This window comes from Bacillus sp. LR--39 (assembly GCF_053613335.1).
On sequence record NZ_JBSIOT010001655.1, the window covers coordinates 1 to 510 of the forward strand.

A 510-nucleotide genomic window follows, 5' to 3' on the forward strand; every position below is an offset into this window, starting at 1 on the left:
GTCTCAATAATCGTCGTGCTGACTAGTACATCCGATTCTCCCTCTAAGAAGTTCAGCATGACCGATTCGACTTCGTTTTCTGTCATCTTTCCATGGGCGTACGTCACCTTGGCGTCAGGTACAAGCATCGAGATTTCTTCTGCTTTTCTTTCAATATCCTCCACCCGGTTGTACAGGAAGTAAACCTGACCGCCTCTGGCCAGCTCGCGTTCTATCGCTTCCCTGACCAAGGCCCCGTTGTATTCGACAACGTACGTCTGTACCGGGAAGCGGTTTTCCGGAGGCGTTTCAATGACTGACAAATCTCTGACACCAAGCATGGACATATGAAGGGTTCGAGGTATCGGAGTTGCCGTTAACGTCAAAACGTCGACATTCGCTTTAATGCGTTTAATTTTTTCCTTATGTGTGACACCGAACCTTTGTTCTTCATCGATGATAAGCAGACCAAGATCTTTGTATACGACATCCTTGGACAACAGCCTGTGAGTGCCGATCACGATGTCTACC

Annotated in this window: 1 protein-coding gene; it reads right to left on the minus strand. The window is 47.8% G+C overall.

What is annotated here, in order from left to right:
* Positions 1–510, minus strand: a 510-nt coding sequence (locus ACWHAR_RS32340; RefSeq protein ID WP_452089087.1) for a helicase-related protein, incomplete at both ends; no start/stop codon positions are given.